At 37.0% G+C, this 5,270-nt stretch carries 3 protein-coding genes; 2 read left to right on the plus strand and 1 reads right to left on the minus strand.

The annotated features are described in order from the left end of the window. The first annotated feature begins 580 nt into the window (after positions 1-580). Positions 581-3,199 carry a TonB-dependent receptor gene (locus tag J5X91_RS17720; RefSeq protein ID WP_208835359.1) on the plus strand — a complete coding sequence of 873 codons (2,619 nt, stop codon included), beginning with the start codon at positions 581-583 and terminating at the stop codon, positions 3,197-3,199. A 173-nt stretch (positions 3,200-3,372) separates the two neighbouring features. Here the strand turns inward: J5X91_RS17720 and J5X91_RS17725 are convergent, their stop codons facing one another. Next, complete coding sequence (locus tag J5X91_RS17725) at positions 3,373-4,098, minus strand: DUF6445 family protein (RefSeq protein ID WP_208835360.1); 726 nt, start codon at positions 4,096-4,098, stop codon at positions 3,373-3,375. 329 nt (positions 4,099-4,427) lie between these two features. On the opposite strand from J5X91_RS17725, the gene J5X91_RS17730 reads away from it, so the two are divergent. Then, entirely contained in the window at positions 4,428-5,132 is a 705-nt protein-coding gene (locus J5X91_RS17730) for a SapC family protein (RefSeq protein ID WP_011327828.1), read from the plus strand. Positions 5,133-5,270: the final 138 nt, after the last annotated feature.

A 5,270-nucleotide genomic window follows, 5' to 3' on the forward strand; every position in this document is an offset into this window, starting at 1 on the left:
AGCGAAACTAATTACGGATTATTCACGATCATTTAGATCGGTCAACCGATCAATTAACCTTAACTGATCGGCATTAGTTTTAAATGCCAGCTTTTTTGTGCGCGACTACTTAATACGATTGATATAATCCTCCTCCCAGTTAGAAAGTTATTCAATCAGTAAAATACACTATAAATCACTTCAAAATTAGCCTACATCAGGTTAAGTAATCATTAATTCTCCTCTTAGTTTTTAGCTTAAAGTTAATGGCTATATTAAAATACAAAAGCATTCCAAAGTGGTCAAAATAAAACCAGCAGTGAATCAATTTTTAAAGTTAAAGTAACTTAAAACATTTGATAGTTTGTTTTTAACCATAAATATTTATCTGAATTTAATAAAATGAGCTGAATTTAACATTGAATTAATTTACACATTTCAATGGTTTAAATGTTTATAGAGTGAATTGCGACCAGTAAGGTTATAAAAATGTAGCAAATGTGTAATTTTGCGTGTATCGTTTGATACTTAATGACAGCGTTGTCATTACCGCTAAATAAAGTGATGAACAAAACTAACAAAATAATTCAAGGAGAATTCTGTGTTTGCCAACAACTTTAAGAAGAGCTTATTAGCAGTAAATATCGGTCTTATAATGAGTGCTGGGTTTACCGGTGCTGTATTAGCAGCCGAAGAAACTAAAGTGCAAGATGATGTGGAAGTAATTGAAGTACGTGGTATTCGTGTTTCAAATAGAGAAAACTTAAATGGTAAACGTTTTTCTAACGCTGTTGTTGATGTTGTTTCGGCTGAAGATGTAGGTCAGTTTCCTGATGGTGATGTGGGTGAATCATTAGCACGCATTCCAGGTGTAAGTGTGTCGCGCCAATTTGGTCAAGGTCAACAGGTTTCTATTCGTGGTGCTTCGGCACAATTAACCCGTACTTTACTTGACGGGCATTCTGTTGCTTCTACGAGTTGGTTTGATCAACAAGCTGTCGATCGTAGCTTTAACTACTCTTTATTACCTTCTGAATTAGTGGGTGGCTTAGAAGTTTATAAGTCATCGCAAGCTAATTTAGTTGAAGGCGGTATTGGCGGTACAGTTATTGTTAACACACGTAAACCATTAGATTTAGAAGCTAATACTTTATACGCGGGAATTAAAGCTGACTACGGTACTATTTCTGAAGAAACAGACCCTGAAATATCTGGTTTATACAGCTGGAAAAATGATGATGAAACTTTTGGTGTTTTAGTTGCTGGTGCAAAGTCAGAAATTGAATATCAACGCAATGGTATCGAATCATCCGGTGGTTGGAGTGGTGGTATGGCACCAACTACTTTTCAACAAGAACGTGACCGCACGGCAATCAACGTAGCGCTGCAGTATCAACCTAGCGACTCATTACTTTTCGGTTTAAGCTTAACGAGTTTAGATTTTGGTGCTAATAACGCCAACTCACAGGTTATTATTTTCCCAGGAGACGGCTCTTGTAAGAGCGCTAACGCTTCAGGTAACTGTGTATCGCGTGACATTAACGGAACAGGTACAGGTTTTTATCAAACATGGGTTCGCCAAGCAGAAATGGATTCAAAAACAGTTGATTTTGACTGGAGATATGAGGCAGAGAACTTCATATTTAAAGGCCGCGTAGGTAATACTAGTTCAGACAGCTCGGTAACAACGGCTAACTTTGGTGAATGGACTAGTAATAATGCTGATTATAACGGCGCTGTTGATATGACTGGCGATGTTGTAAAGTATAACTTAGCTAACCAATCATACGATTCGAGTATTTTGCCTAGCAGCATGGGTCCTCAAACATGGGCACCAGAGTATAACCCTGATTCAGATGAAGAAACTTACTTAAATCTTGATTTTGAAATCCCAGTTGATATTGGTGCAATTAGTAGCATTAAAACAGGTTTTCGTTATGCAGATCATAAAGTAGTACAAGATGGTAACGGCGCTAATGTGAACGAAGATTTACGCCCAATGAGATCAGCTGCTGAATATTACCCAGGCACTATGACTTCAGGTGGTGGTTTTACATTACCTGAGCCTGATATGGATCTGATGATTGCTGATTCGCGTGCAATGACCGAAGGTTACACACAGCGTCCTCAAGCATACGGTACAGTTGAAGAAGAAAACTTAGCATTATACGTAATGGCTGACTTTGATAGCGGTGGTATTCGCGGTAACCTTGGTGTGCGCTATATTTCTACAGATATTTCTTCTGATTATTACGACTTAAGTAACTCTGGTGTTTATGCTACAACGTTATCAACGGATAAAGCAGATTACAGCGAGTTTCTGCCAAGCATAAACGTTGTTATGGACTTAGCCGATGATGTTATTTTACGTACCTCAGCAGCTCAAGTAATCTCTCGTCCTAACTACGCAGATTTATTTGCTACACGTAGTTTAGCGGGTTACACAGATAACAGACCAAATAACGAAGTACTGCAAACAGGTAATGTTGGCTTAAGCCCATTTAAAGCATTCCAAGCAGATATCGGTATTGAGTGGTACTTTAGCGGTGATGCTATGGTTAGCTTAACTTACTTCACTAAAGATGTAAGTTCATTCATTTCTACGCAGCAAGCAACTAACCAACAAATTGGTATTGATATTCCAGTATACACAGAGAATCCTGACGCGGGCGTTTCACCTTGTGGCGCTGGCATGAACGACTGTTGGACAGTGGGTTCATCTACCAACGGTAGTGGTGGCTCTATTGAAGGTATCGAAATTCAAATTCAAGATGCTTTCGATAATGGTTTTGGTTACTCAGCTAATTACACTTACGCAGATGCTAAAGCACCTGACACAAACTACCCAGACAGAGTTGGTGTATTTTCAGATTCATCAAAAAACACCTACAACTTAGTTGGCTTTTATGAAAATGATGATTTCTCAGCACGTTTAGCTTATAACTGGCGTTCAGAGTTTATCATTCGTGAAGCACCATTTTGGTACGGTAACCGTGAACACCAATCATTTGGTACGTTAGATTTCAGTGCTACATACTCTGTAACTGATTCTTTAGATGTAACATTTGAAGGTGTTAACCTTACAAAAGAAGACAGTGTTCAGTTAGGTAATAATAATGCATCAACATCATTACCAAACCCTGATTTGTTAAATGACTTCCCTGTATGGAGTTTCGAAGGTGAAGCACGTTACAAGTTAGGTGTTGCTTTACGCTTTTAACGTATAGTTAATCTATATTAAGGAAGCCCAGCGTTTGTTTACGCTGGGCTTTTGTTTTTCTATATTGTATAAATTTGAACTGTGTGAGGTGGGCTGATGCGCAAGCAACTCAAATGTTTAGCGAGTTATTACTATGCGCTTACCTGAAAGTATTATGTTTGATAATTGGGCTATTAATAAAGCTGCAGTGGTTTAATACTGGCAAAAGAAGCTATTGATAACCTGCCTACTTTTGTATCTTTACAATAACTATTAGTAGAGGTGATATTAGCACTGTGCAGCAAATTACCTTGGTAAATCACAAGACGATTAAATTTAGCTTCAATTTTTAAAACCTGTTCAAATAAACTTGTTGTATCAACAATATAGCCTTTATGCTCAGCATGCTTTTGTTTAGCATTATTAACCATGGCAGCGAGTAAAGGCTTATCTGATTGTTTAAATTCAATAATGTTTTCAGGGGTGTACTTGTAAATGCTAGTACCGCCAAGAGCTTTATCAGACAAGTAATGAACAAACGCATAATCTCTTTCATCACACGAATCAATATGAGGGATTTTTTGATCTATTAATAAATTAGCTGGTTTACAGGCTATTAGCGATAATAAACACTTATGCACAACCACAGCATAATCACTTTTATTTGTGATATCGGGTAATATATTACCTTCAAAAAAGGCTTGTAACAGCCTTAAATAAGGTTGTGGCATGTTGTCTCGAACACCCGGATAATATGAGTTATCTGCAAACATAGGGTGAAAGTAAGCAATATTGTGCGCAAAGTTCATTACGCTGGTCATATCTAATAAAAAGTCGTCAATAATATAAACATATAGCCTAGTTCCCGGGACTATAAGTTTTTTTATATTCATGTTTGGGCTTAGTGTTAAATTTTTCATTGGTCACATTTTATTTTTATAGTGAGTATATTTTATTAGTTATGAAGGAGTGATTTTAATTACCAAGAATTAAGAAATTGTTAATTAATATACCCATCAAAGACAGCGCTGTCAAAGGCGTTAGCATGACATTTACTAACCTTATCTATTTTTCTAGCGTTTAAAATTGAGTGGTTAGTTTGCTTTTTGAGCAAGTTTGGCTGTATTCATCTTTAGTTTTGTTGGCAGACAAACCGTAACAAAATTTCACTTCCTTTTTGTTGTTAAAAGCATTAGCCTAAAGGTATTAACAAAGAAACATACAAATTAAAAATAAACGGAGCAGTAGCATGGCGGAGCAACAAGTACAGCCTTTACACAACGAAAAACATGCCAATACTAAAATTAAAAACGGCATCAATGTAGAATTTATGAAAACGCAACATTTAGTGCCAGTAGTTGCACATGAATTTGCGCGTATAGCGAATGAATTTCCAATGTCTTTCGTTAAAAATAACGAAACAGGCACTTTTCAAGCAGTTGCTATGTTTGGCCTTGAGCCAGGCGAAAACTTGTTTGTTGAAGGCGATAAGTGGACGGCAGCATTTGCACCAATGGCTACGACGCGCTACCCACTAGGTTTAGTAAAACACCCAGATCAAGATCAATACGGTATTGTTATTGACGAAGCGAGCCCATTAGTTGGCGAAGAAGAAGGTAATGCGTTGTTTGAAAACGGCGAAGAAACTGACTACTTAAAGCGTCGTAAAGAAGCATTAGTATCGTTTATTGAGTTTTCACAGATCACAGATGCTTTTACGAAGTTTTTAGCCGATAAAGAGCTTTTAGTAGCGCAAACGCTAACAGTTGATATTAAAGGCGAGAAAAAAGACATCAACGGTATTTACCTTATCGATGAGAAAAAACTTAATGAATTAAGTGATGCTGACTTTTTAGAGCTACGTAAACGTGGTTATTTAGCACCAATTTATTCTTTTTTAACGTCTACGCATCAAGTAGCACGTTTAGCTCGTTTAAAAGCGCAACAAGCGTAATAGTTAAAACACATAAAAAAAGCGCCTTTGGGTAATGCCGATCAGTTAAGGTTAATTGATCGGTTGACCGATCTAAATGATCGTGAATAATCCGTAATTAGTTTCGCTAATTACGGTTTTTTTATGGATATTCAAACA

It is taken from the genome of Pseudoalteromonas sp. K222D, from assembly GCF_017653575.1.
In the GTDB taxonomy this organism is placed as follows: domain Bacteria; phylum Pseudomonadota; class Gammaproteobacteria; order Enterobacterales; family Alteromonadaceae; genus Pseudoalteromonas; species Pseudoalteromonas nigrifaciens.